This window comes from Teichococcus aestuarii (assembly GCF_003116135.1).
Classification (GTDB): domain Bacteria; phylum Pseudomonadota; class Alphaproteobacteria; order Acetobacterales; family Acetobacteraceae; genus Pseudoroseomonas; species Pseudoroseomonas aestuarii.
On sequence record NZ_PDOA01000006.1, the window covers coordinates 13685 to 39601 of the forward strand.

The window sequence follows — 25917 nt, forward strand, 5'->3', positions numbered from 1 at the left end:
TCGTCGAGCCGTGTCGTGAGCCTGGTCTTTCCCCTGTGCCCGGTTTGGCCGGGCCTTGTTGGTCCGGGGTGCGGTTCAGCCCTGCCCGGCGGCACCGGGCAGGCCGGTGCCGGCGAGCAGCCGGTCGCCCGAGGCCAGCAGCCGCGCCTTCTCGGCCGCCAGCCCGGGGTGGAGGAGGCGGCCATCCTGCTTCAGCAGCCGGCCGCCCGCCATCACGTCGCGAATGTCGGCCGCCTGCGCGAAGTGGATCAGCGCCTGCACCGGCTCCCGCGCGCCGATCATGCCCAGGCTGTCGCGGCGGACGATGATGAGGTCCGCCTGCTTGCCGGGCGTCAGCGAGCCGATGCGGTGGTCGAGGCGCAGCGCGCGGGCATTGTTGATCGTGGCCCAGCGCAGCACCGCCTCATGCGTCAGCGAGACGGCGGTGATGGGCGAGCCGCTGGTGGCGATCTCCTGCGCCGCGGCGGCGGCCGGCTGCGCCTGCTGCCGCGCCACGATGTGCTGGTTGTTGAACAGCCGGTGCAGCTGCAGGGCGGCGCGCATGCAGTCCAGCATGCCGCCGCCGTTCAGCAACTCGGTGTCCGGCGCGATGGAGGGCGCGCCGCCGAGCGCCGCGACGCGGCAGCTCAGCGGCTCCCGCGCATTGCCCTTCACCTCGGCCGCCGCGGTGGAGGTGACGGAGACGCCGCTCTCCACGATGACGCGCAGCTCCTCCTCGCCCAGATAGGTGCCGTGCACGAGGTTGTGGTCCGGGCCGAGCAGCCCTTCCTCGGCCAGGCGGCGGTAGCCCTCCGGCACCAGCCGGTTGGTGTTGCCCCAGACATGGGCGGAGGAGAGCAGGCCGTATTCCCGCGCCAGCGCGAAATCCGCGCGGCAGACATCCATCGTGGAATAGTCCGGCCCCAGGATGCAGGCGGCCAGGGTCACGCGCGCCGTGTCGGCGGCGAGCCGGGTGGTGCGCAGCCGGCGGATCTCGGCGGCGGGATGCGGCACCTCCGAGAAATGCGGCTCGCCCGGCCGCGGCTGCGGCTTGACGGTGCCGTGGCCGAACACGGCGCGGATGCCGCTGTCCAGCAGCCCGTCCAGCGCGGCGTCGGTGTGCTCCGGCGTGGCGTTGCCGTGGCACCAGTCGAACAGGGTGGTGACGCCGGCATCGAGCTGCGCCAGCGCCCCCACCAGCGTGCCGACGCGCAGGTCCTCCGGCTGGTAGCGCGGCCCGAGGACGCCATGCATGATCCGGAAGTAGTCGGCGCTGGTCCAGTCGCCGCCGATGGCGCGCAGCGCGGTCTGCCAGGTGTGCAGGTGCGCGTTCACTAGCCCGGGCAGCACGAGGCACCCCTCCGCCCCGATCACCGCCGCGTCCGGCGCCTCCAGGGCGGGGCCGACGGCGAGGATGCGGTCATCCTCCACCAGCACGTCGCCCTGCGGCAGGCGGCCGATCCGCTCGTCCATCGACAGCACGAGGCCGCCCCTGATCAATGTCCGCATCGCCGCGGCCCCCCGGCCTTGCATGACGTGTCGCTGTTCTCTATATAGAACACCATTCTTCAGGAAATATGGTGCCGCCGCTGTTCCGGGCCTGTCAACCGGCGCGGCGCGTTTTGTCGCGGGAGCATCCATGGCTGCGGGGGAGGGGGCGGCGGCGGTGCCGGCCGTCGGGAAGTGCCTGTCCATCATCCGGCTGCTCGATGCCGAGCCAGGGACGGGGCTTGGCCTCGCCGCCATCGCCGGCCGGCTCGGCCTCACCAAGAGCCACTGCCTGATGATCCTGCGCACCCTGGTGGCCGAGGGGTGGCTCTCCCACGACGCCGCGCGGCGGCGCTACGCCCTGGCGCCCTCGCTGCTGCTCGACCTGGCGGCGACCATCCGGCGGCACGACCGCGGGGCGCTGGTGCAGGATGTGCTGGCGAGGCTGGCGGAGGGCATCGGCCTGCCCTGCCTGCTGTGCCGGGTGAACCGCGACGGCAGCTTCACCTGCGTGGACCGCGTGCAGGGCGGCCCGGCCGGCGCCGCCGGGCTTGTGATCAACGTGCCGATCGGCCACCGCTACCCGGCGGATGCGCCGGCGCAGATGCGCGCCCGCCTCGCCGCCCTGCCGCCGGCGCGTGCCGCGGCGCTGCTGGAGGCCATGCCCGTCCACGCCTTCACCCCCGCCACGATGACCGACAAGGCCGCCATCCGGCAGGAGGTGGAGGAGGCGCGGCGGCGCGGCTACGCCATCGGCCGCATGGAATACCTGGAGGGGATCATGAGCATCGCCGCGGCGGTGCCGGGCGCGGCGGGGCCGGCCAGCCTCATCCTGCAATGCACCGGGCCGCAGGCCGCCATGGCGGCGCGGGAGGCGGCGCTGGGCGAGGCCGTGCTGGAGGCCGCCCGCCGCCTCGCCCGCGCCGCGGAAATGCCCCGCGGCTGAGCCTCAGCCCGCCGCCCAGCCCTCGGGGGCCGGCACGCCGAGCAGCCGCGCCGCGGCGGCCAGGTCCTGCCGCGTCTTCTCCGGCAGGGCCAGCCCCTCCGCGCGGTGCCGCGCCTCGTTCCGCGCCTCGATCTCGCCGGGGTAGAACACCTCGTCGCAGCCCGGCACGCGCGGCACGGACTTGATCTCCGCCACCATCCTCTCCATCCGCTCGGCGAAGGCCTCGGCCGGCCCGAAGGCGGCGATGTTCAGCGCCAGGAAGAGATGCCCGCAGCGGCTGCGCTTCTCCGCCTGGTAGGGGCCGCTCACCTCCTCCAGGATGCCGCTGCCCGAGAGCACGCCGGAGAGCACGTCCATCATCACCGAGATGGCGTAGCCCTTGTGCTCGGCCATGGGGAGGATGACGCCGCCCAGCGCCGCCACGGGGTCGGTGGCCGGGTTGCCCTCGGCGTCGATCGCCCAGTGCGGCGGGATGGGCTGGCCCTTCTGCCGCGCCAGGAAGATCTTGCCGCGCGCCACCACGGTGTTGGCGATGTCCAGCATCATCGGCGCGTGCCGTCCGGCGGGGGCGGCGATGGACCAGGGGTTGTTGCCCACCAGCTTGCGCCGCCCGCCCCAGGGCGCCATGGCCGGGCTGCCATTGGTGGTGAGCAGGCCGATGCACCCCTCGGCCGCCGCCATGCGCGTGAAGTAGCCGAGCGCCCCGTGGTGGTTCGAGTTGCGCACGGAGACGACGCCCACCCCATGCGCGCGCGCACGCCGCACCGCCTCCGCCATGGCCTGCGCCGCCACCACCTGGCCCACCCCGTCCGCGGCGTCCATCAGCGCGATGGCGCCGGCATCGACCAGCCAGCGCGGCTGCGTCACCGCCTGCATCACGCCGCTGCGCAGCCGGTCGATGTACCAGGGGGCGCGCATGACCCCGTGCGAGGAATGGCCCCAGAGGTCGGCGGTGACGAGGCTCTCGGCCACCAGCCGGGCATCCGGCGCCGGCAGGCCGGCGGCCTCGTAGAGGCGGGTGACGAAATCGGCCAGGGCGTCGGGCCGGAGGAGGGGGAGGGGCGGGGTCATGCGTGGCGTTCCCTGCGGGGGTGGCTTAATTCATGCGCCATGGGCATGAATTTCGAGATCCTGGATTTGCGCGCGCTGATGGCGGTGCTGGAGCTGCGCAGCTTCAGCCTCGCCGCGGCGCGGCTGAACCTGTCGCAGCCCGCGCTCAGCCGCCGCATTCAGCGGCTGGAGGGGCTGCTGGGCGGGCCGCTGCTGGAGCGCACGACGCGGCACGTGGCGCCCTCGGCGCTGGGGCGGCAGGTGCTGCCCCTGCTGCGCCAGGCGCTGGACGGGATGGAGACGGCGCTGGACGGCATCGAGGATCTGGTCAGCCCCGGCGCCGGCCCCGGCGGCGGGCGCGGCCCGGTGACGGTGGCCTGCCTGCAGACGGCGGTGGCCGGGCTGCTGCCGCCCGCCCTGGCCGCGCTGCGCCGCAGCCACCCGCGGCTGCGCGTGCGCATCCTCGACATGACGGCGCAGGAGGCGCTGCGCAGCGTGGCGCGGGGCGAGGCGGAGCTTGCCGTCACCATCGCCGCCGACCTGCAGGATGCCGGGCTGGTGGCGGAGCCGCTGCTGCAGGACCCCTTCGTGCTGGCCTGCGACGAGGCCCACCCGCTGGCGCGGCGGGAGAGCCTCGCCTGGCGTGAGCTGGCCGGGCTGCCGCTGATCCTGGCCGCGCGCACCAGCGTGCACCGCGCCCTCATCCAGGATGCGCTGGCGCAGGACGGCGTGCGGCTGGGCTGGGCCTACGAGGTGCTGCATATGGCGAGCGCCTTCCATCTCGTCCGCGCCGGTCTCGGCGTCTCGGTGCTGCCGCGCATCGCCCTGTGCGCGGCGGAGGCGGCGCGGCTGCGCGCCGTGCCGCTGCGGGAGCCGCTCATCAGCCGCACCCTCTCGCTCGTCCACCGGCGCGCGCGCGGTCTGACCGGCGCGGCGGAGGCGCTGGCGGAGCAACTCCGGATCGCGGCGCGGGCGGAGGCGTGAGGCCCCGGCCCGCATCCGCCCTCAGGCGAGGCCGATCTCCTTCAGCACCGCCGTCGTGTCCGTCACCTCCCGCTTGAGGAAGGCGCCGAACTCGTCGCCGGGCAGCCAGGCATCGTCCCAGCCGCGCTGCGCCAGCAGCTCCTTCCATTCGGGCGTGGCGTGCATCCGCGCCATCAGCGTCACCAGGGCGGCCTTCTGCTCGGCGCTCAGCGTCGGGGCGGCGAAGACGCCGCGCCAGGTCGGCATCGCGATGTCCAGCCCCGCCTCCTTCAGCGTCGTCACATCCGGGCCGGCGCGGCGCTCGCCGGTGGTGGCCAGGGCGCGCAGCCGCCCGGCGCGGACCTGCTCGCCGAATTCCGAGATGCCGGAGATGGCCGCCACCACCTGCCCGCCCAGCACCGCCGCCTGCGCCGGCCCGCCGCCCGAGAAGGCCACGTAGGAGGCCTCCCGCGCCGAGCGGCCCAGCGCCTTCAGCATCAGCCCCAGCGTGATGTGCTCCGTGCCGCCGGCCGAGCCGCCGGCGACCGAGACGGCGCCGGGATTCTCCTTCAGCCGCGCGAGCAGACCCTGCAGGTCCTGGATCGGGGAATCCGGCGGCACGACGATGACGCTGACCTCCTCGGTCAGCCGCGCGACCGGCGCCACGTCCAGCACCCCCATGGGCGACTTGTTGGCGATGGAGGCGCCCACCATCACGCTGCCCGCCACCATCAGCCCCTCGGGCCGGTTGCGGTACTGCGCCAGGAAGCGGGGCAGGCCCACCGTGCCGCCGGCGCCGCCCACATTCTCCACCTGCACGTTCCCGGCCAGCCCGGCGCGGCGCACCACCTGCTCGATGGCGCGGCCCAGCCCGTCCCAGCCGCCGCCGGGATTGGCGGGGATGAACAGCCGCAGCATGGAATACAGCGCCTCCGCCTCGGCCTGCCCGCCGCGCAGCAGCAGCGCTGCTGCCGGCAGGGTCAGGGTGGCCTTCAGCAAATGCCGGCGTCGGGTCATGCGCGTCTCCTCCTGGCGAACCGGAGCCCCTTGGCGGGGCGGTTGCCCCAGCCATAGAGCCGCGCGCCCCGGCCGATAAATGCGCGGTTTCGCCCATCCATGCGCCACGCGCATAAATCTGACCCTCGCTTGCGCGCCTGGGGCCGCGTGCTAGTCATGAGACCATGAGGATGTCGTCGCGCCCTTGACCAGCTTCCGCTTCCTGCACGCCGCCGACCTGCACCTGGACAGCCCGCTGCGCGGCCTCGATGCCGACCTGTCCGCCCCGGCCGCCCGCATCCGCGGCGCCAGCCGCGAGGCGCTGTCCGCGCTGGTCGACCTCGCCATCGCCGAGCAGGTGGATTTCGTCGTCGTCGCCGGCGATCTCTACGATGGCGACTGGTCGGATTTCCGCACCGGCCAGGCGCTGGTCGCCGCCCTGGCGCGGCTGACCCGCGCCGGCATCCGCGTCGTCGCCATCCGCGGCAACCACGACGCGGAAAGCCAGATCACCCGCGACCTGCGCCTGCCGGACGGCGCCAGCCTGCTCTCCACCCGCCGCCCCGAGAGCGTGCTGCTGGCGGAGCATGGCGTGGTGCTGCACGGCCAGAGCTTCGCCAACCGCGACGTGACGGAGAACATCGCCCTCGGCTACCCGCCGCCGCGCCCGGGGCTGTTCAACCTGGCGCTGCTGCACACGGCGGCCACCGGCCGGCCCGGCCACGCCTCCTACGCGCCCTGCACCGTCGAGCAGCTGGCCCGGCATGGCTACGACTACTGGGCGCTCGGCCACATCCACACGCGCGAGGTGGTGTTGCGCGACCCGTGGATCGTCTTCCCCGGCAACCTGCAGGGCCGCCACATCAACGAGGCGGGCGCCAAGGGGGCCAGCCTTGTCACCGTGCGGGAGGGGCGCGTGACGGGCGTCGAGCACCGCACGCTGGACGTGGTGCGCTGGCAGCGCGTGGCGGTGGACTGCACCGGCGCGGCCGATGACGACGCCGTGCTGAACCGCGTGCTGCGCGCCGTAGGCGAGGCGGTGGACGCCGCCGAGGGGCGCCTGCTGGCGCTGCGGCTGGAGCTGTCCGGCCCCACCGCCGCCCATGCCGCCCTGGCGCGCGACCGGGGCGAGACGCTGGGGCGGATGCGCGCCGCCGCGCTGGAGGCGGCGCCGGAGGAGGCGTTCTGGATCGAGGCGGTGCGGCTCGGCACCCGCCCCGCCACGCCGCCCGTGCCCCGCGCCGATGCGGTGGGCCGGCTGCTCGACACCATCGCCACCCTGCCGGCCGAGGCGCTGCCGCCCGACCTGGCCGAGTATGCCGGGCAGCTCCTGCAGCGCGCCCCCGGCCTGCGCGACGCGCTCGGCCCCGACCACCCGGCGGTGCAGGCGGCCGAGGGGCGGCTCGGCGCCGAGTGGCTCGGCCGGGCGCGGGACCTGCTGCTGGCCCGGCTGGCCGAAGACTGAACGCGGCAGACGGAACGCCCCGGACCAACGCCTCGGAGACAGGATGCGCCTGACCCGCCTCGCCCTGCGGAACTACGGCCCCTTCGCCGAGGCCGCGCTCGACCTCAGCCCGGAGCCGGGCTGCGTCAACCTGGTGCTGGCGCCGAACGGCGCCGGCAAGTCGGTGCTGCGCGCCGCCTTCGGCGACCTGCTCTTCGGCATCGGCATGCAGACGCCGATGGGCTTCCGCCACGGCTATGGCGGCATGCAGATCGCCGCCGAGGGCGTGGCGCCGGACGGCCGCCGCTTCGCCTTCCTCCGCCGCAAGGGGAAGGGCGCCGGCCCGCTGCTGGGGCCGGACGAGGCGCCGCTCGACCCCGCCCTGCTGCCGGGCCTGCTCGGCGGCGCCGACCGCTCCCTGCTGGAGCGCCTCTTCGCGCTGGACACGGCGCTGCTGCGGGCGGGCGGCGCCGGGCTGCTGGCCTCGGGCGGCGCGCTGGCCGAGGCGCTGCTGCAGGCGGCCGGGGGCCTGCGCCCGGCGCAGCGCCTCGGCCAGGACATCGTGGCGGCGCGGGACCGGCTGGCCCCCACCCGCAAATCGGCCCAGCGGCCCTTCTACGAGGCGCTGGACCAGCTCAAGGCCGCCAAGGACACGCTGCGCGGCACCCTGCTGCGCCCGGCCCAGTGGCGCGAGCGCGAGCGCGTGCTGGAGGAGGCGACGCAGAGGCTGGAAGCGGCCCGCGCCGCGGCCGCCGAGGCCGGCGCCACGCTGCGCCGGCTGGAGCGCGTGCGGCGCCTGGCCCCCGCGCTGCGCCGGCACGCCGCCGCCGAGGCCTGGCTGGCCGCCCACCCCGGCGCCCCGCTGCTGCCCGCCGACCTCGCCGGCCGCATCCAGGAGGCGCGCGAGCAGGCCGCCCAGGCCGCCCGCAGCGCCGGGGAGGCGGCCCGCCAGCAGCAGAGCCTCGCCGCCGATGCGGAGGCGCTGGCGCCCGCCCGGCCCTGGCTGGCGCAGGCCGCGCGCATCGCCGCGCTGCGCGAGGCCGCCGGCGCCGCGTCCAGGGCGCGCGAGGAGCTGCCCGCCCTGGCGCAGGAGCGGCACGACACGGAGCGGCAGATCGAGGACCGGCTGGGCGCGCTGGGCTTCGCCGGCGGCGTGGCGGGGGCGGCGTCGCTGCTGCCGGCGCCCGGCCTGCTGGAGAAGGCCCGCCGCCTGCTCGCCGAGCACGCGCCGCTGGCCGAGGCCGAGCGCGAGGCGCCGCGCCGGCTGGAGCGCCTGCGCGCCGCCTGCGCCGAGGCCGAGGCGGCGCTCGCCGCCCTGCCGCCGCCGCGCGATGCCTCGGCGCTGGAGGGGCTGCTGGCGGCGATCCGCGCCGAGGGCGAGCCGGCCGCGCTGCTGGCGCGCGAGCGCCGCGCCCTGGCGGAGGCGGAAAGCCTCTGGGCCACGCGCGCGGCGCGCCTGCCGGCCGCGTGGCGCGCGCCGGAGGCGCTGCGGAACCTGCCCGTGCCGCCCCCCGGCGCCCTGGAGCGGCTGGCCGGCACCTTGCAGGCCACGGAGGCGGCGCTGCGCGAGGTGGCGGCCGCCGAGGAGCGCGCCGCCGCCGCCCTGGCCGAGAGCCGGGCGCGGCAGGCCGCCCTGGAGCAGGACGGCCCCCTGCCGGACGCCGCTGCCCTGGCCGAGGCCCGCGCGCGGCGGGACGCGCAGTGGCAGCACCTGTGCCGGAGCGGCGACGCCGCGGCCGGGGCAGGGGCCTATGCGGCGCTGGTGGCCGAGGCCGACAGCCTGGCGGACCGCCGCTTCGCCGAGGCGCGCCGGGTGCACGAGGCCGAGCTGCTCGCCGCCGCCCTGGCGCGGCAGCAGGCGGCGCGGGACGACGCGGCCCGCGCCTGCGAGGCGGCACGGGCCGCCGCGCTCGCCGCCCGCGAGGGCTGGGCGGCCGCCCTGGCGCCGCTGGCGCTGGACGCCGGCACGGCGCCCGGGGCGCTGCCCGGCCTGTTCGCCGCCCGCGACGAGGCGCTGGACGCCGCCGCGGCGCTGGACCGGCAGCAGGCCGCCCTGGCGGAACTGGCCGAGCGCCAGGCGGCCGACGCGCTGCGCCTCGCCGCCGCGCTGGGCGAGCCGGCGGCCTCGCCGCTGCCCGTGCTGCTCGACCGCGCCGGGGCCGCGCTGCGCGAGGCGCAGGCCTCCGCGACCGACCGCGCCCTGCGCCTGCAGGCGGTGCGGGACAGCCGCGCGGCGCTGGCCGAGGCCGGCCAGGAGGCGGCCGCCCGTGGCCACCGCCTGGAGGCCTGGCGGTCGGAATGGCGCGCCGTGCTGGCGGCGCTGCACCGCCCGCAGGAGGAAGGGCCGCCGGAAACCGCCGCCGCGCTGGAGCTGCTGGGCCAGCTCGCGCCGCTGGTGCGGCAGGCCGGGACGCTGGCGGCGCGCCAGGAGGCGCTGCGGGCGGAGCTTGCGGCCTTCACCGCCGATGTCCGCGCCCTGTGCGCGGAGCTGGGCGAGGCCGAGCCGGCCGATGCCGTGGCGGCGGCCCGGCACCTCGCCGCCCGGCTGGAGGAGGAGCAGGCCCGGCTCTCCCGCCAGGAGGCGCTGCGCCAGCAGGCGGAGCTGGCCGCCCGCGCCGCCGCGGCGCAGGCGCGGGAGGCGGCGGCGCGGCGGGAGGAGCTCCACGCCGCCCTGGCCGAGGCCGGCGCCACGGATCTCGAGACCGCCTTGCAGCGGCTGGAAGCCTCGGCCGAGCGGGCGCGCCAGCAGGCGGCGCGGGCGGCGGCGCTGGAGGAGATCCTGGCCGGCCATGACGGGCTGGACCTGGCGGCCCTGCAGGCGGAACAGGCCGCCCACCCGCCCGAGATGCTGGAGGCCGCCCTGCGGGCGGCCGAGGAGGCCGGCGCCGCCGCAGGGCGCGCCGCCGAGGAGGCCGCGGAGGCGCGCGCCCATGCCGGGGCGGAGCTCGAGCGGCTCGGCGCCGATGGCGCGGCGCGGGAGGCGGCGGCGGACGAGCAGGCGGCGCTGGCCCGCCTCGGCCATGTGCTGGAGGAGGCGGTGCTGCTGCAGGCCGCCCGCTCCCTGCTCGGCGCGGCGATGGAGCGGGTGCAGGAGGCGGGCGACGATGCCCGGCTGCGCCGCATCGGCGATGTCTTCGCCGAACTGACGGAAGGCGCCTATCCGGCCCTGGCCGCGCGGGAGGACGAGAAGGGCGTCGCCCACCTGCTGGTGCGCCGCGCCACGCCGGAGGGCGAGGAGACGGGGGTGGAGGCGCTGTCCGAGGGCACGCGGGACCAGCTCTTCCTGGCGCTGCGGCTGGTGGCGATCGAGGACCATGTGGCGGCCGCCACGCCGCTGCCCTTCCTCGGCGACGACATCCTGCAGAGCTTCGACGATGGCCGCGCCGCCGCGGCCTTCCACGCGCTGCGCCGCTTCAGCGGCACCACCCAGGTGATCCTGCTGACCCACCACCGGCATCTCGTCGAACTGGCCGGGCGCGCCCTTCCGGCGGGCGCGCTGCATGTGCAGGCCCTGCCGGGCTGAAGCCGCCGGCCGCAGCGCCCCGGCTCAGCCGGCGCCGGCGATGCGCTGGAGGTGTGGCATCCCGACCTCGCGGGTCGAGAGGCAGCCCAGCAGCGCCAGGTTGCGGTCCACCTCCTGCGCCAGGATGTCGATGCCGTGCCGCACCCCCGCCTCGCCGCCCACTGCGGCGGCGTAGAGGAAGGGCCGGCCGACGAAGACGAAATCCGCCCCCAGGGCCAGCGCCTTCAGCACGTCCGAGCCACGGCGGATGCCGCCATCCATCATCACCGCCATGCCGCCCGCGGCGGCGCGGATCTCCGGCAGGGCGCGCAGGGCGGAGATGGCGCCGTCGAGCTGCCGCCCGCCATGGTTGGAGACGATGACGCCGTCGATCCCCTCCTCCGCCGCGCGGCGCGCATCCTCGGCGCGCAGGATGCCCTTCACCACCAGCCGGCCCTTCCACTGCCGCCGGATGCCGGCCACATGGGTCCAGTTCAGGTGGTCGCGCGCGCCGAAATCCCGCTCCACATGCCGCGCGATGATGGGGGCGCCGCGCTCGGCGTAGTTGTTCTCGAAATGCGGCATGCCGTGGCGGTGCAGGGTGCGCCACAGCGTGTCCCACAGCCAGAGCGGGCGGGTGGCGCCGTCCCAGGCCAGGCGCAGCGAGGGCTTCAGCGGGGTGGAGAAGCCGGTGCGGATGTTGTTCTCGCGGTTGCCCATGGTGGTGGTGTCCACCGTCAGCACCAGCGTGCCGAAGCCGGCCGCCGCCACGCGTGCGACGAGCTTGGCAATGCGCGCCTCGTCGCCCGGCAGGTAGGCCTGGAACCAGCTGCCCGGCGCCGCGTGCGCCACCTCCTCCATCGGGATGAGGGAGGAGCCGCTCATCACCATCGGGATGCCGGCGGCGGCCGCCGCGCGCGCCAGCACCAGGTCGCCGCGATAGGCCATGATGGCGCTGATCCCCATCGGCGCGATGCCGAAGGGCGCGCTGTACGCCTGGCCGAAGAGCGAGGTGGCGATGCTGCGCCGCGAGACGTCGATCAGGTAGCGCGGGCGGAAGGCCCATTCGGCGAAGGCGTCGCGGTTGTCGCGGTAGGCGGCGTTGGTCTCCGCCGCGCCGGCGATGTAGCCGAAGAGCGGCCGCGGCAGCTTGCGGCGCGCCGCCGGCTCGAAATCGTCCAGCGCCAGGATCGGCCGCAGCCGCCGCGGCGTCGTGCTGCCGATGGCGCGGTACATCGCCTTGGGCGGCGGTGGCACCGCGACGGTGGGCGGGCCGTTGGCGCCCTCGTTCACGGCGCGGGCTCCTTCCTCGGCGGGAGGGGGCGCGGCGGCTGGCCGGGGCGGCAGGCGGGGATGCGCAAAGCCAGGACGTTCCTTGCAGGCCGCCGGCGCTCCGGGGCGCGACGGGCTTGGTCTCGTTGCCGGCGATCCTGATGAGCTTCGGGAAAGCCTGTCAATACGCCGGGCCGGACACGCGCGCCGGCGCGGCACCCGCGATAACCTGCGGCTATGGCCGGCACCCGAATGGGAAATGGCCGCACCGCCCGATCCGGCGCAGACTCGGCCCGGGATACGCACGGAGGCGGATTTGGCGTGGCGCGTTGGCGTTGATATCGGCGGCACCTTCGCCGACTTCGTGGCCCTGGACACCGGCAGCGGCCGGCTCACCACCCTGAAGGTTCTGACCACGCCGCAGCAGCCCGGGCAGGATGTCGCCGCCGGGCTGCGCCGCCTGGCCGGGGAGGGGCTGGAGCCGGCGGGCGTCGAGCGCTTCGTGCATGGCACCACCGTGGGGGTGAACACCATCATCCAGCGGCGCGGCGCGCGGCTGGCGCTGTTCACCACCGCCGGCTTCACCGACATGCTGGAGCTGGCGCGGCTGCGCATGCCGGACACCTACAGCCTGTTCTGCGAGCGGCCCGAGCCGCTGGTGCCGCGCGAGCATGTCTTTCCCATCGCCGAGCGGATGGATGCCGAGGGGCGCACGGTGACGCCGCCGGACCGGGCCTCGGTGGCCGCGGCGCTGGCCGGCGCGCGGGCGGCGGGCTGCGAGGGCATCGTCGTCTCGCTGCTGCACGCCTGGCGCAACGCTGCGCATGAGGAGGCGGTGGCCGCGATGCTGGCGGAGCTGGCGCCGGAGCTGTTCGTCTTCCGCGGCAGCGAGGTGTGGCCGGCGATCCGCGAATATGAGCGCACCACGACCACGGTGCTGAACGCCTATGTCCACCCCCGCATCGACGCCTATCTGGAGCGGGTGGAGGCGCAGCTCGCCGCCGCCGGCATCGCTGCGCCGCTGCTGCTGACCACCTCCGCCGGCGGCACCATGACCGCCCGGCGCGGGCGGCGGGACTGCGTCGGCATGCTGCTCTCCGGCACGGCGTCCGGCGTGGTCGGCGCGGGGGTCGTGGCACGGGCGGCGGGGCTGCCGGCGGTGCTGACCCTCGATGTCGGCGGCACCAGCGCCGATGTCGCACTGCTCAGCGACGGCGCGCCGGCCTTCGGCACCGGCCACGCGGTGGGCGAGTTCCCGCTGGCCATCCCCACCGTGGCGGTGGTCTCGAGCGGCCAGGGCGGCGGCTCCATCGCCTGGCTGGACGCGCAGGGCGTGCTCCAGGTGGGCCCCGAGAGCGCCGGCTCCACCCCCGGCCCGGCCTGCTTCGGCCGCGGCGGCGAGCGCTGCACCGTCACCGACGCGGCGCTGCTCTGCGGCATCCTCGGCCAGGGCGCGCTGGGCTTCGGCGCCATCGCGCCGCAGGCGGATCTGGCGGAGGTGGCCATCGCCCCCATCGCCGCCCGGCTCGGCACCGACGCGGCGACGGCGGCGGAGGGCGTGCTGCAGGTGGCCATCAGCGGCATGCTGGTGGAGATCGACAAGCTGCTGGCGCGCGCCGGCATGCATGCCAGCGAGCTGACGCTGATGCCCTTCGGCGGCGCCGGCCCGATGCTGGGCGCGCTGCTGGCCGAGGCGGCCGGCATCCGCCGCGTGCTGGTGCCGCCGGCGCCGGGCACGCTCTGCGCGCTCGGCGCGCTCGCCGCCGATCTGCGGCGGGACACCATGCGCACCGTGCTGCTGCCGCTGGAGGACGCCACCTGGCCGCGCCTCGGCGCCGTGTTCACCGCCCTGTCGGCCGAGGCCGGCACGGCGCTGGCGGAGATGAGCGGCACGGGGGAGGCGGAGGTGACGCTGGCGGCCGACCTGCGCTACCGCGGCCAGTCCTACGAGCTGACCGTTCCGGTGCCCGTGCGCTTCCGCGATGGCGGCTCGGCCGGCGAGATGGCGGCGCTGTTCCACGCCGCCCATGCCGAGAGCTTCGGCCATGCCGATGCGGCGGCGCCGGTGGAGGTGGTCAGCCTGCGCGCCGCCGCCCGCCGCCCCGCGCCGCCCCTGCCCATGCCGCGCCACCCCGCCCGGCCCCGCGCGGCGGCGCCCGAGGCGCCGATCACGCTGCGCCTCGGCGGGTCCTGGCAGCAGGCCGGGCTGTACCGGCGCGATGCGCTCTCGCCCGGGGCGCATTTCACCGGGCCGGCCGTCGTCACCCAGGCGGATTGCACCGTGCTGGTGCCCGCCGGCTGGAACGCCGCGACCGACGCGCTCGGCAATTTGGTGATGGAGCAGCCCTGATGCGCACCGACCCCGTGACCCTGCAGGTGCTGCGCAACCACTGCCGCGCCGCCGCCGAGAGCATGGCGACCACCCTCTACCGCACCGCCCATTCCACCTTCGTGAAGGAGACGGAGGACTTCACCATCCAGCTGCTCGATGCGCGCGGCAAGACCTGCGCCGTGCCGCTGGACCTCGGCGCCACCTGGTACCCCGGCGTCGACTACGAGGCGGCGATCGGCCTCGTGCCGGGCGGCTACCAGCCCGGCGACATCGCCATGACCAGCGACCCCTATTCCGGCTTCCTCTCCACCCATTCGCCGGACACCAACATGTGGAAGCCGGTGTTCCACGAGGGCGAGATCATCGCCTTCGCCGGCGGGCACATCCACAATGTCGATGTCGGCGGCGCGGTGCCGGCCAGCCTCTCCCGCACGCTGACGGAGGTGCACCAGGAGGGGCTGCGCGTGCCGCCCAGCAAGCTCTACCGCCAGGGCGTGCTGGACGAGACGCTGCTGCGCACCATGCTGGCCAATGTGCGGGTGCCCGAGCAGAACTGGGGCGACCTGAAGGCGCTGGTGGCGGCGGTGAACACCGGCGAGCGGCGCATCCTCGACCTCGCCCGCCGCTTCGGCGTGGCGCGGCTGCGGGACGGGCTGGCCGACCTGCTGGACTATGGCGAGGCGCAGGCGCGCGCCGTGCTCGCCGGCCTGCCCGACGGCACCTACCACTTCGCCGACTATTGCGACGAGGATGGCGTCGGCGGCGATCCGCTGCGGCTGAAGCTGGCGCTGCGCATCCAGGGCGACAGCGCCGAGCTGGACTTCGCCGGCACCGACCCGCAGACCCTCTCCTCGATGAACGTGCCGACGGGCGGCCACCCGCGCCATTCGCTGATCCTGGTCGGCGTCTACTACGTGCTCTCGGCGCTCAGCCCGAAGATCCTGCTGAACTTCGGCACCACGCGGCCCTTCACCTGCATCCTGCCCGAGGGCAGCGTGGTGAACCCGGCGCATCCGGCGGCGGTCGGCATGCGCAGCCTCACCTGCGCGCGGCTGCGCAGCCTGGTGTTCGGCGCCTTCGCGCAAGCCGCGCCGGAGCGGCTGCCGGCGGCGCCGGCCGGCTCCTCCTCCATCATCAACCTCGCCGCCGAGCATCCGCGCACGGGGCGGCGCGTCATCGCCGCCGTCGCTCCCATCGTCGGCGGCGGCGGCGGCATGCCGCACCGCGACGGCACGGACGGCTCCGGCGCCGATGCCGCCTACCTCAAGAATAGCCCCGTGGAGATCACGGAATCCGAGGCGCCGGTGCGCATCCTGCGCTACGGCCTGATGCCGGACACGGGCGGCGCCGGCGTGCATCGCGGCGGCCTCGCCACGGTGCTGGAATTCACCACCGACGCGCCGGATGCCACCGTCACCGCCCGCAACCGCGACCGCTCCATCTTCCGCCCCTGGGGCATCCTGGGCGGGCGGCCGGGCGCGGCCAGCACCTTCACCCTGAACCCCGGCCGGCCGGAGGAGCAGGACCTGGGCAACACCGACCTGCTGCACCTTTCGCCAGGCGATGTGGTGCGCATCGTCTCGCCCGGCGGCGGCGGGCGGGGCGACCCGGCGCGGCGCGACCCGCAGGCCGTGCTGCGCGACGTGCGCGCCGGCCGCCTGACCCCGGCCGCCGCGGAGCGGGACTACGGCGTCCTCATCCGCGACGGGGCGGTGGACATGACGGCGACGGCGGCGCGGCGTGCCAGGCTGCCGCCGCGCGCGGGCTTCGATGGCGGCGCCGAGCGGGCCGCGCACGAGGCGCGCTGGGACGCCGATGCCTATGCCGCGCTGGGCGAGGCGATGGCGCGGGTGCCGGCCAGCTGGCGCGGCCGCCTCAAGCGGCGCCTCTTCGCCGCGGTGCGCGCCGCGCCGGAGCAGGCGCCGCGCGCCGTCATCGCGGCGGTGCTGCGCGAGGACCGCGCCTTCCGGCGGACGGCGGCCGGGGACTGACGGCGCCGCCGATGGGAGAAGCCGGCGGCGGGCGCTATGCTCGCCGCCATGAACGCCCGCGACATCGAGATCTTCCGCGCCGTCATGCAGGGCCGCACGCTGCGCGCGGCGGCGGAGATGCTGCATGTCTCGCAGCCCGCCCTCTCCAAGGCGCTGCGGCATTGCGAGGACCGGCTGGGCTTCCGCCTGTTCCAGCGCATCGCCGGCCGGCTGGTGCCCACCGCCGAGGCGCACGCCATGCTGCCGGAGGCCGAGCGGCTGTACCAGGAGCTGCAGGGCTTCAAGGGCTTCGCGCGTGATCTCGGCAGCCACCGGGGCGGCCTGCTGCGGCTGGGCGCCAGCTCATCGCTGGCCGTGTCGCTGGTGCCGGCGGCGATGGCGGCGCTGCGGCGGGAGCGCGAGGCGGCGCGGCTGACCCTGAACCTGCTGCCGGTGCGCGAGCTGGCCGAGGCGCTGCTGGCCCGCCGCCTCGATGTCGGGCTGGCGCTCACGCCCATGGCGCTGCCGGGGCTGGAGAGCGAGACGCTGGGCAGCGTGCCCTGCGTGGTGGTGCTGCCGGCGGCGCACCCGCTGGCCGCCGAGCCGGTGCTGCGCCCCTCGCTGCTGGCTGGCGCGCCGGAGGTGGGCTTCGCCGGCTGGCAGGATTTCGGCCAGAGCCTGGATCTCGCCTTCCGGCAGGAGGGGGTGGAGCGCCGCCTCGCGGTCGAGGTCGGCACCACCGTCAGCGCCGTGGCGCTGGTGCGGGAAGGGATGGGCTACGCCATCGTCGATGGCTTCGCCTGCCGCAGCCTGCCGCCGGGCCTCGTCTCGCGGCCCTTCCGCCCCGAGGTGCGGCGCGGGGTGGTGATGGCACGCAGCCCGGCGCTGGGCAGCTCCGCCCTGCTGGACCGGCTGCGGGACATCCTGGCCAAGCTGTGCGCGGCGCCCGCCCTTCAGTCGGCGCGCGCGCCGCTCGCCTTCACCAGCGGCACCCAGTAGTCGATCTCCTCCTTCAGGAAGGCGCCGAACTTTTCCGGCGTGTAGCCGCGCATCGGCGGCAGCCCCATCTCCTGGTCCAGCCGCCGCGCCACGGCGGGGTCGGCGAGGGCTGTCTCCATGCCGGCGGCCATGCGGCCAATGATGGGCTTCGGCGTGCCGGCGGGGGCGAAGACGCCGAACCAGGAATAGGCCCTGTAGCCGGGCAGCCCCGCCTCGGCGCTGGTCGGCACCTGCGGCAGCACGGAGGAGCGCTGGTCGGTGGCCATCACCAGCGCCTTCAGCGCGCCGGACTCCACATGCGGCTTCATCAGCCCGGGTACGTCGGCGGTGAAGTCCACCACCCCGGCCAGCAGGTCGTTGAACACCGGGCCGCTGCCGCGATAGGGCACGTGCACCGCCTGGGTGCCGGTCTTCTGCAGGAAGGCGACCACCGAGATGTGGCCCGAGGCGCCGTTGCCCGCGCTGCCGTAGCTGTACTTGCCCGGGTTGGCCTTCAGCAGCGCGATGAATTCCTGCAGCGTCGAGACGCCCAGCTCCCGCCGCACGCAGATGCCGATGGGCGCCAGCACGGAGGGCGCGACCGGCGCCAAATCCTTCACCGGGTCGTAGGGCAGCTTGCCGTAGAGGCCCAGCGCCAGCCCCACGGTGGAGAGCGAGGCCATGATGAAGGTGTAGCCGTCGGGCGCCGACTTGGCGACGTAATCGGTGCCGGTGGTGCCGCCGGCGCCGGGCCGGTTCTCGATCACCACCGGCTGCCCCAGCACCTCGGAGAGCTTCTGCGTCACCAGCCGGGCGCTGACATCGGTGGCCCCGCCGGCGGCGAAGGGCACCACCATGCGCACGGGCCGGTCCGGCCAGGCCGGGGCCTGCGCCAGCGCGGCAGGCGCCAGGGCGGGCGTCGCCAGCAGAACCGGCATGGCGGCGAGCAGCCGGCGGCGGGGAAGCAGATGGTCGCGGGCCATTCAGGATTCTCCGGGGCGAGGGTTTCGCAGGATGGCGGCAGGCACCGCCAGGCTGGCTTCCACCATGGCGGCCTCCTGCCGCATGCGCGCCAGGAACTGCCGGCGCGCCGCGGCATCCAGCCGGCTGGCGATGAAGTTGGTGGCGATGGCGGCGGTGACGGCACGGCCGGGCGGACGGATGGCGAGGCCGATCACCGCCAGCCCGGCGATCAGCGAATCATCGCTCATCAGGTATCCCTCGGAGCGCACCTGCTCCACGCGGCGGCGCACCTGCTCCGCGCTGCTGCCGAACTGCCGGTAGCGCACCGCGTTCGCGGCCAGCACGGCCTCGATCTCCGCCGGCGTCTGGCTGGCGAGGATGGTGGCGCTGCCGGCGCCGATGCCGAGGGGCATCAGCCCGCCCACGCCCTGCGTCAGGCTCTCGATGACATAGGCGCCGTCCTGCCGGTCGGTGACCACGGCGTTCAGCCCGCTGCGGACGATCAGGAAGGTGGTCTCGCCGCTCTCGCCGGAGAGCCGCGCCAGGACGGGGCGGCAGAGGCGGCGCAGCCCGGTGCCGTCGGCCGCCTGCCCGGCCAGCGCCACCAGCGCGGCGCCCAGCCGGTGACGCCTGCCGCCCTCCACCCGCTCCACCCAGCCATGGTGCTCCAGCGCCGCCAGCAGGCGGTGCGCGGTGGAGACGCTGAGGCCCAGCGCGCCGGCCAGGCGGGAGAGCTGCTGGCCACCCGCACCCGCCTCGCCGAGCAGCCCGAGCAGGCCCACCATCCGATCGAGGACCTGGATGCCGGAAGTCCCGTCCAGGGGGTCGGGCACGGGTGCGTCGGGCGGGGAAGGCGCCATGGCGGCAGCATAGACAGCGTCCCGCGAGAGCAACAATTCCATAAGGCGAGAAATTCCGGAAAAACTTCCTGCATCCTGGAAATGCACGTCGCGGCGGCCGACTTTTGGGGCTTGCCATGTTATGTTATTTCATTGCATCAGGCTGGCATGCCATCCGCACCGCTCTCCCGCCGGCCGCTTCTCCTGGCCGCCGCCGGCCTGCCCGTCCTGCCGCGGCCCGCCGCCGCGCAGCCCGCCGCGGACCTGTTCCGCGTCGTCACCTCGCAGGAGATCAACGGGCTCGACCCCGCCCGCTCCGGCTATGTGTTCACCCGCATGCAGGTGCTGGAGACGCTGGTGGGCGCCGACGATGGCGGCCTGGCGGTGCCGCAGCTCGCCCGCGCCTGGACGCTGTCGGAGGACCGCCTGACCTGGCGCTTCGCGCTGCGCGAGGGCGCCCGCTTCCACGACGGCACGCCGGTCACGGCCGTGGCCGTGGCCGCCGCCCTGGAGCGCGCGCGCGGCCAGTCCGGGCTGCTCGGCACCCTGCCGGCCGAGCGCATCGCGGCCGATGACGGCGCGGTGCTGGTCCGCACCAGCCGCCCCTTCGCGCCGCTGCTGGCCTTCCTGGCGCATTACAGCGCCGGCATCCTGGCGCCCGCCGCCTTCGAGGGCCAGGCGGTGCGGGAGATGATCGGCAGCGGCCCCTACAAGGTCAGCCGCCTGCTGCCGCCGCAGCGCCTGGAGGCGGCGCGGTGGGAGCGGTGGGACGGGCCGGCCCCCGCCATCGGCCGCGTCTCCTACCTGGCCGCCGGGCGTGGCGAGACCCGCGCCGCCATGGCCGAGGGCGGGCAGGCCGAGCTGGTCGCGCAGCTGGCGCCCGAGACGGTGGAGCGGCTGCGCCGCAACCCGCGCGTGGCGGTCGATGTGCGGGCCATCCCGCGCACGCGGCTGATCAAGCTGAACTGCGCCTCGCCGCTGTTCCGCGACGTGCGGGCGCGCCACGCGCTCAGCCTGGCGCTGGACCGGCAGGGCATGGCGGCGGCGCTGCTGCGCTCGCCCGCCTCGACGGCCACGCAGCTCTTCCCGCCCGCCATGGCGGAATGGCACGTGCCGGCGCTGCCGCCGCTGCGGCGGGACCTGCCGGAGGCCCGGCGCCTGCTGGCCGAGCTGGGCTGGCAGCCGGGGCCGGAGGGCATCCTGCACCGGGAGGGCCGGCCCTTCGCCTTCACCCTGCGCACCTTCTCCGACCGGCCGGAACTGCCCGGCCTGGCCACCGCCATGCAGGCGCAGCTGCGCGAGGCGGGCATCGACATGGCCGTGGCCGTCGTCAACAGCGGCGAGATCCCGGCCGGGCACCGCGACGGCACGCTGGAAGCCGCGCTGATGGCGCGCAACTTCTCCCTGGTGCCGGACCCGCTGGGCACCATGCTGCAGGATTACGGGCCGGAGGGTGGCGACTGGGGCGCCATGGGCTGGTCCAGCCCCGCCCTGAACGGCGTGCTGGAGCGGCTCGGCGCGGTGGCCGACCCGGCGGAGCGCGCGGCGCTGCGCGGACGCGCCTCGGCCATCCTGCACGAGGAGCTGCCGGTCATTCCCGTCAGCTGGTTCGACCTGGCCACGGCGGTGTCGCGCCGCGTCGCCGGCCTCGCGGTGGACCCGCTGGAACTCTCCTTCCGCATCGCGGGTGCCCGATGGGCGGGCTGATCCGGGTGCTGGGCGGCCGCGCCGTCCAGGCCGTGCTGGTGGCGCTGCTGGTCGGCACCGCCTGCTTCCTGATGGTGCGGCTGCTGCCCGGCGACATGGCCTACCGCATCGCCGCCAGCCGCTACGGCTACGACCTGGTGGATGGCGCCGCCGCCGAGGCCGTGCGGCAGGAGCTGGGCCTGGACCGGCCCTGGCCCGTGCAGCTCGGCGCCTGGTTCGGCGGCCTGCTGCGGCTCGATCTCGGCGTCTCCCTCGCCTCGGGCGAGGAGGTGGCGGAGGCGCTCGGCATCCAGCTCGGCCACACGCTGCTGCTCTCGGTCACGGCGCTGCTGTTCTCCCTGCTCATCGGGCCGCCGCTCGGCGCGCTGGCCGGGCTGCGCAGCGGCGGGTGGTGGGATGGCGCGCTGCTGGTGCTTTCCGCCGCGCTGCGCGCCCTGCCGGCCTTCGTGGTGGGCATCGGCCTGATGCTGTGGCTGGCGGTGGAGTGGGAATGGCTGCCCGTCGCCGGCGTCGGCGGCTGGCGGGAGGTGATCCTGCCGGCGCTGACGCTGGCGCTGGGCCTCGCCGCCGCCTCCTCCCGCGTGGCGCGGGACGCGGTGGCCGGGGTGGTCGCCTCCCCCTTCTTCGGCTTCGCGCGGATGAAGGGGCTGGACGATGCCACGGCCTTCCGGCGCCACGGGGTGCGCAACGCCGCCATCCCGGTGGTCGCCTATCTCGGCCTGCAGCTCGTCATCCTGATCGAGGGCGTGGTGGTGGTGGAATCCCTCTTCGCCTGGCCGGGCATCGGGCATGCGCTGGTGCACGCCGTGCTGGGCCGCGACATCCCGATGGTGCAGGGCACGGCGCTGGTGATGGGGCTGCTCTTCGTCGCCCTCAACGCCCTGACCGACCTCGCCTGCTGGCTTCTGGACCCGAGGCGCCGCGCCGCATGACCCTCTCCTCCAGGCGCCTGCTGGGCGGCGCCATGCTGGCGGCCGTGGCCGGCTTCGCCCTGCTCGGGCCGCTGCACGGGGCCGACCCGCTGCGCCAGAACCTCTCCGCCACGCTGCTCCCCCCGGGCGCTGGCCATCCGCTCGGCACCGACCATCTGGGGCGCGACATGCTGGCACGGCTGGCCGCCGGGGCGCGGCTGTCCTTCGGCTACGCGCTGCTGGCGGCGCTGGCCGCCGCCGTGCCGGGCACGCTGCTCGGCCTGCTGGCGGCGCTGCGCGGCGGCTGGCCAGAGCGCCTGCTGCTCGGCCTGGCCGACGCGGTGCAGGCGCTGCCGGCGCTGCTGCTCGTCGTGCTGGTCACCGCCTTCGCGCCGGGCGAGTTCCTGCCGCTCTATATCGGCGTCGCCCTGGCGCTGTGGGTGGAGTTCTTCCGCATCAGCCGCAACACCGCCGCGGGCGTGCTGGCGCGGCCGCAGGTGGAGGCGGCGCGGCTGCTCGGCCTCGGCACCGGCCATATCCTGCGCCGCCATCTCTGGCCCGAGGTGGCGGCGCTGACCGCCACGCTGTTCGCCTTCGCCGCCGGCACGGCCGTCACCACCGTGGCGGCGCTGGCCTTCGTGGGCGTGGGCGCCCGCCCGCCGGTGCCCGAATGGGGCAGCATGATGACCGAGCTGCTGCCCTACCACGCCGAGGCGCCGCTGGCCCTGCTGCTGCCGGCGCTGCTGATCTTCCTCACCGTGCTCGGCCTGCACCTGCTGGCGGGGCGGGAGCGCGCATGAGCCTCATCGTCGAGAAGCTCCGTATCCGCGGGCCGGAGGGCGTGCTGGTGCAGGGCGCCAGCTTCGCCCTGGCCCCGGGCGAGCCGCTGGTGCTGCTGGGCGAGACCGGCTCCGGCAAGTCGCTGCTGGCGCAGGCGGTGATGGGCACCCTGCCGCCGGGCCTGCGCGCGGAAGGCCGCATCCTGCTGGATGGCCGGGACCTGCTGCCGCTGCCGCCGCGCGAGCGCCGCGCCCTGTGGGGCCGGCGCATCGCCATGCTGCCGCAGGAACCCTGGGCGGCGCTGGACCCGACCATGCGCGCCGAGGCGCAGGTGGCGGAGGTGGACCGGCTGGTGCACCGCCATGGCGCGGCCGAGGCGCGGCGGCGCGCGGCGGCGCGGCTGGCGCATCTCGGCCTGCAGGGCGCCGGCCGGCGCTATCCCTTCCAGCTCTCCGGCGGCATGAACCAGCGCGTGGCCCTCGCGGCCACCGAGGCCGCGGGCGCCGCGCTGCTGATCGCCGACGAGCCGACCAAGGGGCTGGACGCGGCACTGCGCGATACCGCCGGCGCGCTGCTGCGCGCCGAGGCGGAGGCGGGGCGCATGCTGCTGGTCATCACCCACGACGTGGCCCTGGCGCGCCTGCTGGGCGGCCAGGCCATGGTGATGCTGTCGGGCGCTGTGGTCGAGGCCGGCGCCCTGCCGGGGCTGCTGGAGGCGCCCCAACACGACTACACGCGCCGGCTGGTCGCCGCCGAGCCCTCCCGCTGGCAGGACTGGCCGCGCCGGCCCCCCGGCCGGGCGATCGTGGAAGGGAACGGCCTGCACAAGCGGCTGGGCGGGCGCGAATTGTTCGGCGGCCTCGACATGAGCATCGGCGAGGGGGAGGTGGTGGCCGTCGCCGGGCCCAGCGGCTGCGGCAAGACCACGCTGGGCAACCTGCTGCTCGGCCTCGCCCGGCCGGACCGCGGGCAGGTGCGGCGCGGCGCCTGGGTGGCGCCGCTCGGGTTGCAGAAGCTGTACCAGGACCCGGTCGCGGCCTTCACGCCGCACCAGACGCTCGGCCAGGGCATTGCCGAACTGCGGCGCCGGCACGGGCTGGCGGAGGACCGCGCCGCAGGGCTGCTGCCGCGCCTGCGGTTGCAGCCGGCGCTGCTCGGCCGCAGGCCGTCGGAGGTCTCGGGCGGCGAGCTGCAGCGCTTCGGCCTGCTCCGCGCGCTGCTGCTGGACCCGGCCCTGCTGTTCGCGGACGAGGCGACCTCCCGGCTCGACCCGCTGACCCAGCAGGAGGTCATGGCCCTGCTGCGGGAATGCGTGGAGGAGCGCGGCACGGCGCTGCTCCTCGTCACGCATGAGACGGCGCTGGCGGAGAAGGCGGCCGGCCGCGTGCTCCGGTTGGGCACGTGATCCGGCTGGGCGCCGCCGCCTGAACGGGGCGGCGCCGATCCGGCGGATGGGCCGCTTCAGCCGGAGAGGTGCGGGGCGGAGAGGTGCCGGGCCAGGAAGTCGATGAAGGCGCGGATGCGCGCCGCCAGATGGGCATGGCCGAGATGGAGGGCGTTGATCTCCTCCGTCTCCCCGGCATTGTAGGCTTCCAGCACCGGCACCAGCCGCCCCTGCGCGATGTCCTTCTCCACATGGAAGGCGCCGAGCCGCGCCAGGCCGAGCCCCGCCCGGCAGAGCTGCAGATGGGTGGCGCCGTTGTTCGCCTGCACATTGCCGGGCACGGCCAGGGTGTAGGCCTCCGTGCCGCCGGGGTCGCGGAAGGGCCAGCCCTCCAGGCTGCGGCGGAAGTTGAAGCCCAGGCAGTTGTGCCGCATCAGGTCCTGCGGCCGCTCCGGCACGCCGTGCCGCGCCAGATAGGCGGGCGCGGCCACGATCACCCGCCGGCTGCGCATCAGCAGCCGCGCCTTCAGCGCCGAATCCCGCAGCGGGCCGGAGCGGATGGCGATGTCGGTGCGGTCCTCCACCAGGTCCACCAGCCCGTCGCTCAGCGAGAGGTCGAGCTGCACGGCGGGGTGCAGCGCCAGGAAGGCCGGCACCAGCGGCACCACGCAGCTCACGCCGAACCCGACCGAGGCGCTGACCCGCAGCTTGCCGCGCGGCACCGCCCCGGCGCCGCTGGCCACCGCGCGCTCCGCCGCGTCGATCTCGGCCAGGATGTGCTGCGCCCGCGCCAGATAGGCTTCGCCTTCCGGCGTCAGCCGCAGCGCCCGGGTGGAGCGCAGCAGCAGGCGGGCGCCCAGCCGGTCCTCCACCCGCGCCACCAGCTTGCTGACGGCGGAGGGCGAGAGCCCCAGCCGCCGCCCGGCGGCGGAGAAGCTGCCCAGCTCCGCGGCCAGGGCGAAGGCCTCCATCTCGCCGGCCCGGTTGTTCATGCTGGCTCCTATTCATGAACCCAGTTCACAGGTGTCGTGCCAAATGCCTCGATTATCAGAAGGCTCGCCAGGGCGCATTTGGGGCGCAACCCGATCCTTCCCCCATTCGCCCGCCCGCTGCGGCGGGCGAGGAGCCTTTCCATGCCTCTTGCCCTCTTTGCCCTGACCATCGCGGCCTACGCGATCGGCACCACGGAATTCGTCATCGTCGGCCTGCTGCCCACCGTGGCGCAGGATCTCGGCATCTCCCTGCCCCTGGCGGGGCTGATCGTCAGCGTCTACGCGCTGGGCGTCACCTTCGGCGCGCCGGTGCTGACGGCGCTGACCGGCCGGGCCGGGCGCAAGGCGCTGCTGCTCGGGCTGATGGCGCTGTTCGTCGCCGGCAACCTCGCCGCGGCGCTGGCGCCGGGCTACGGCACGCTGCTGGCGGCGCGCGTGCTCTCGGCCTTCGCGCATGGCGTGTTCTTCTCGGTGGGCGCCACCATCGCCGCCGGGCTGGTGGCGCCGGACCGGCGCGCCTCGGCCATCGCCATGATGTTCATGGGCCTCACCGTCGCCATCGTCACCGGCGTGCCGCTCGGCACCTGGATCGGCCAGAGCTTCGGCTGGCGGGCCACCTTCCTGGCCGTGGCCGGGCTCGGCGTGGTGGCCTTCATCGCCATCGCCGCGCTGCTGCCCGCCGGCCTGCCCAAGGCGCCGCCGACGCGCCTGCTGGAGCAGGCCCGCGTGCTGGGCAGCGGCCGCCTGCTGCTGGTCTTCGCCATGACGGCGCTGGGCTATGGCGGCACCTTCGTCACCTTCACCTATCTCGCGCCGGTGCTGCAGCAGGTGGGCGGCTTCTCGGAGGGCAGCGTCAGCCTGATCCTGGTGCTCTACGGGCTGGCCATTGCCGCCGGCAACCTGGTGGGCGGCCGCGTCGCGGACCGCGACCCGGTGCGGGCGCTGACCGTGCTCTTCGCGCTCCAGGCGCTGGTGCTGGCGCTGTTCAGCCTGACCGCGCCGCTGCCCTGGCTGGCCCTGCCGACGCTGGCGGCGCTCGGCTTCCTCTCCTTCGCCAACGTGCCGGGGCTGCAGCTCTATGTGGTGCAGCTCGCCCGGCTGCACCGGCCGGAGGCGGTGGATGTCGCCTCCGCGCTGAACATCGCCGCCTTCAATCTTGGCATCGCCGCCGGTGCCTGGGTGGGGGGCGTGGTGGTGGAATCGCCGCTCGGCCTCGGCGCCACACCCTGGGTGGGCGCGCTGCTGGTGGCCGCCGCCCTCGGCCTCACCCTGTGGAGCGGTGCGCTGGACCGGCGCGCCCGCGGCGCCGCCCCGCAGCCGGCCTGACCGGCCCCCGCCCGAGGCGCGGCACTCTCCGCAGGGCGGCTCTGTTCCTGAGATTTAACAAGCGCCTAGGCTCTTGCCGAAGCGGCCCCGCCCCG

Annotated in this window: 19 protein-coding genes; 12 read left to right on the forward strand and 7 right to left on the reverse strand. The window is 75.7% G+C overall.

From position 1 onward, the window contains the following. Positions 1–75: 75 nt before the first annotated feature. Positions 76–1488 (reverse strand): amidohydrolase family protein, encoded by a 1413-nt coding sequence (locus tag CR165_RS10885; RefSeq protein WP_181378099.1) that lies wholly within the window; start codon positions 1486–1488, stop codon positions 76–78. A gap of 130 nt (positions 1489–1618) precedes the next feature. On the opposite strand from CR165_RS10885, the gene CR165_RS10890 reads away from it, so the two are divergent. Continuing rightward, positions 1619–2413: an IclR family transcriptional regulator gene (locus CR165_RS10890; RefSeq protein WP_181378100.1), complete on the forward strand. Its 795-nt coding sequence runs from the start codon at positions 1619–1621 to the stop codon at positions 2411–2413. Positions 2414–2416: 3 nt separating this feature from the next. On the opposite strand, the gene CR165_RS10895 is transcribed toward CR165_RS10890, so the two are convergent. After that, complete coding sequence (locus CR165_RS10895; RefSeq protein WP_109517021.1) at positions 2417–3484, reverse strand: Ldh family oxidoreductase; 1068 nt, start codon at positions 3482–3484, stop codon at positions 2417–2419. 45 nt (positions 3485–3529) lie between these two features. Between CR165_RS10895 and CR165_RS10900 the strand changes: the two genes are divergently transcribed. Further along, on the forward strand, positions 3530–4447 hold the full coding sequence (locus CR165_RS10900) for a LysR family transcriptional regulator (RefSeq protein ID WP_181378101.1): 918 nt from the start codon (positions 3530–3532) through the stop codon (positions 4445–4447). A 21-nt stretch (positions 4448–4468) separates the two neighbouring features. Here CR165_RS10900 and CR165_RS10905 read toward each other — a convergent pair whose 3' ends face one another. Beyond that, the gene (locus CR165_RS10905; protein WP_109517023.1) at positions 4469–5443 is read right to left on the reverse strand and encodes a Bug family tripartite tricarboxylate transporter substrate binding protein; all 975 of its coding nucleotides are present in this window, start codon (positions 5441–5443) and stop codon (positions 4469–4471) included. A 184-nt stretch (positions 5444–5627) separates the two neighbouring features. On the opposite strand from CR165_RS10905, the gene CR165_RS10910 reads away from it, so the two are divergent. Continuing rightward, a complete protein-coding gene (locus CR165_RS10910; protein WP_109517024.1) occupies positions 5628–6887 on the forward strand; it encodes a metallophosphoesterase family protein in 1260 nt (419 codons plus the stop codon). 43 nt (positions 6888–6930) lie between these two features. Next, positions 6931–10389, forward strand: coding sequence for an AAA family ATPase (locus tag CR165_RS10915; RefSeq protein WP_109517025.1), 3459 nt, complete (start codon positions 6931–6933; stop codon positions 10387–10389). 24 nt (positions 10390–10413) lie between these two features. On the opposite strand, the gene CR165_RS10920 is transcribed toward CR165_RS10915, so the two are convergent. Next, positions 10414–11661: an alpha-hydroxy acid oxidase gene (locus CR165_RS10920; protein WP_245906347.1), complete on the reverse strand. Its 1248-nt coding sequence runs from the start codon at positions 11659–11661 to the stop codon at positions 10414–10416. Positions 11662–11956: 295 nt separating this feature from the next. Between CR165_RS10920 and CR165_RS10925 the strand changes: the two genes are divergently transcribed. From CR165_RS10925 to CR165_RS10935, 3 genes are read left to right on the forward strand one after another with little or no spacing between them, the layout of a single operon-like run. Next, positions 11957–13990 (forward strand): hydantoinase/oxoprolinase family protein, encoded by a 2034-nt coding sequence (locus CR165_RS10925; RefSeq protein WP_219929725.1) that lies wholly within the window; start codon positions 11957–11959, stop codon positions 13988–13990. Then, positions 13990–15963, forward strand: coding sequence for a hydantoinase B/oxoprolinase family protein (locus CR165_RS10930; RefSeq protein ID WP_109517027.1), 1974 nt, complete (start codon positions 13990–13992; stop codon positions 15961–15963). Before CR165_RS10925 ends, CR165_RS10930 begins: the two co-directional genes overlap by 1 nt. 48 nt (positions 15964–16011) lie before the next feature. Beyond that, positions 16012–16941: a LysR family transcriptional regulator gene (locus tag CR165_RS10935; protein ID WP_181378102.1), complete on the forward strand. Its 930-nt coding sequence runs from the start codon at positions 16012–16014 to the stop codon at positions 16939–16941. Here CR165_RS10935 and CR165_RS10940 read toward each other — a convergent pair. After that, entirely contained in the window at positions 16896–17903 is a 1008-nt protein-coding gene (locus tag CR165_RS10940; protein WP_109517029.1) for a Bug family tripartite tricarboxylate transporter substrate binding protein, read from the reverse strand. The genes CR165_RS10935 and CR165_RS10940 overlap by 46 nt on opposite strands. Continuing rightward, positions 17904–18785: an IclR family transcriptional regulator gene (locus tag CR165_RS10945; RefSeq protein ID WP_109517030.1), complete on the reverse strand. Its 882-nt coding sequence runs from the start codon at positions 18783–18785 to the stop codon at positions 17904–17906. Between the two features lie 105 nt (positions 18786–18890). Between CR165_RS10945 and CR165_RS10950 the strand changes: the two genes are divergently transcribed. The 4 genes from CR165_RS10950 to CR165_RS10965 are packed head-to-tail and all read left to right on the forward strand — an operon-like array spanning position 18891 to position 23525. Beyond that, the gene (locus CR165_RS10950) at positions 18891–20429 is read left to right on the forward strand and encodes an ABC transporter substrate-binding protein (protein WP_109517031.1); all 1539 of its coding nucleotides are present in this window, start codon (positions 18891–18893) and stop codon (positions 20427–20429) included. Next, positions 20417–21361, forward strand: a complete 945-nt coding sequence (locus CR165_RS10955; protein WP_109517032.1) for an ABC transporter permease — start codon at positions 20417–20419, stop codon at positions 21359–21361. Before CR165_RS10950 ends, CR165_RS10955 begins: the two co-directional genes overlap by 13 nt. Continuing rightward, positions 21358–22140 (forward strand): ABC transporter permease, encoded by a 783-nt coding sequence (locus CR165_RS10960; protein WP_109517033.1) that lies wholly within the window; start codon positions 21358–21360, stop codon positions 22138–22140. Before CR165_RS10955 ends, CR165_RS10960 begins: the two co-directional genes overlap by 4 nt. Then, a complete protein-coding gene (locus CR165_RS10965) occupies positions 22137–23525 on the forward strand; it encodes an ABC transporter ATP-binding protein (protein ID WP_109517034.1) in 1389 nt (462 codons plus the stop codon). Before CR165_RS10960 ends, CR165_RS10965 begins: the two co-directional genes overlap by 4 nt. 56 nt (positions 23526–23581) lie before the next feature. On the opposite strand, the gene CR165_RS10970 is transcribed toward CR165_RS10965, so the two are convergent. Further along, on the reverse strand, positions 23582–24496 hold the full coding sequence (locus CR165_RS10970) for a LysR family transcriptional regulator (RefSeq protein WP_109517035.1): 915 nt from the start codon (positions 24494–24496) through the stop codon (positions 23582–23584). 141 nt (positions 24497–24637) lie between these two features. Between CR165_RS10970 and CR165_RS10975 the strand changes: the two genes are divergently transcribed. Further along, positions 24638–25822: an MFS transporter gene (locus tag CR165_RS10975; RefSeq protein ID WP_109517036.1), complete on the forward strand. Its 1185-nt coding sequence runs from the start codon at positions 24638–24640 to the stop codon at positions 25820–25822. The last annotated feature ends 95 nt before the right edge of the window (positions 25823–25917 follow it).